Origin of the sequence: Flavisolibacter ginsengisoli DSM 18119, from assembly GCF_900129295.1 — a bacterium.
Taxonomy (GTDB): domain Bacteria; phylum Bacteroidota; class Bacteroidia; order Chitinophagales; family Chitinophagaceae; genus Flavisolibacter; species Flavisolibacter ginsengisoli.
The window spans coordinates 1-1,575 of the sequence record NZ_FQUU01000051.1 but is presented as its reverse complement, the minus strand read 5'-3'; the positions used below and the strand labels follow the sequence as shown (position 1 = coordinate 1,575).

Below are 1,575 nucleotides of genomic sequence, written 5' to 3'. Positions count from 1 at the left end.
TTGTCTGTGGCAGTCACTGTCGCAGGTGCAGGGATCGCACCGCAATCAGCCGTTGCATCTGTAGGCACACCCACCAGCACTGGTGCTGTCTTATCAACTATATTAAATGTCTGTGTACATGTACTTGTACATCCAAATTGATTTGTAATAACAAGGGTCAGTATATAGCTTCCACATTTATTTTCGGCAACCACTGAAACAGTCTGTCCATTAGTTGCTCCAGGTATAGTTGCATCTCCACTAACTGACCAGGCATAAGTGGTCATTCCTGCTGGTGCAGAATAAGGATTTGTAGAACCAGGACATATATTGTCAGGGCCCGTAATGGAACATACAGGCAAATCATGAACCATTACCTGTATCTGAACAGCATCACTGGAACAAGTGTATTCATTAGTCTCTATTACAGATATTGTATAAGTACCAGACTTCAGCCATTTTACCGTGATAGTATTATCTGATATAGTGAGAATCCAGTCCACTCCTTCTGTACCAGGCGTAATAGACCAGGAATAAGTATGCCCTGGCACTTTGGTAACGCCATAATTCTTTGTCTGACCAACACAGACATCGTCATTTCCAGTCAATGGGAATGGCCCGGGTGGGGGCACGGTTTGCGCGGTTGCAAACTTTGCAAAAAAAGCAAAGAGCAACAGTACGCTCCATTTTATGTATTTGTGTGCCGGGTTCATGTTAGTTAGTTTGGTTGCTGTTAACGTTTTAGTTTTGGTTGAATCTTCTGATAGGATATGGTTTTTGGGTGATTGAATGGGTTTATATGACCCCTTATCCGGTTTGTAATGATTTATACGCGAAAGCGAAAGCACCAACAGCCGTAACCATTGCAAAAGAGACAACCAGGCGCCTGGCCCAATGCCTCCTTTGATTATTGCTGTATGTTTATCGCGTTTGTACATTTCTTGTTAATTATGGTAAATGGTTGGTGCTGGTTTTGGATTAATTGTTACCTGTGTCGTACAGGTATTGCTATTCCCACATTCATCTACCACAGTCCATGTAATGATTGAAACCCCAACATTAAAAATTCCACTGGCATCAAGTCCTGTTCCAGGTGGCCTGGTATTCGTTGCTCCTCCTATTGTATAAGTAATGGTTAATTTGTCAGGTGCAGTACAATTATCACTAGCAATTAATGGTGGAATGGTATAGGTATTTGTGGATATCACGCAAATTGGATCTACAATGGGGCATTTAACCTCAGGTTTTGTATTATCCACCTTCCTGGTGGTTGCAGGCGATGCACCACAAGCCCCGGATCCGGCAGTTCCAGCAATAGTACTTCCACAATCAGCTGCGGTTACATAACGGGCTCTTATTTTGTAACCATCACAATTATCCGCAGTAGGAATGGGTTTATCCCAGGTTGTACCATCATCAAAGCTGTATTGAATATTAAACCCTGGAACTGAAGGCGGAGGTGTAATAGTAATTGCTCCACAACCAGGCGCTAATGGTGCCGCAGGTGCTGTTGGAAAAACAACAACACTTACAGGGTTACTTTGTCCACACGCACCAGTTCCTGCACTACCAGCAGCAGTGCCACCACAGGCTGCC

2 protein-coding genes are annotated in these 1,575 nt (G+C 43.7%); both read right to left on the bottom strand.

Annotation, left to right across the window (positions count from 1 at the left end; translation table 11 throughout):
- Positions 1-917: hypothetical protein (locus BUA53_RS20870; protein WP_139256554.1), on the bottom strand; the 917-nt coding region annotated here is incomplete at its 3' end.
- 6 nt (positions 918-923) lie between these two features.
- Positions 924-1,575, bottom strand: a 652-nt coding sequence (locus tag BUA53_RS21375; protein WP_175546138.1) for a hypothetical protein, incomplete at its 5' end; no start/stop codon positions are given.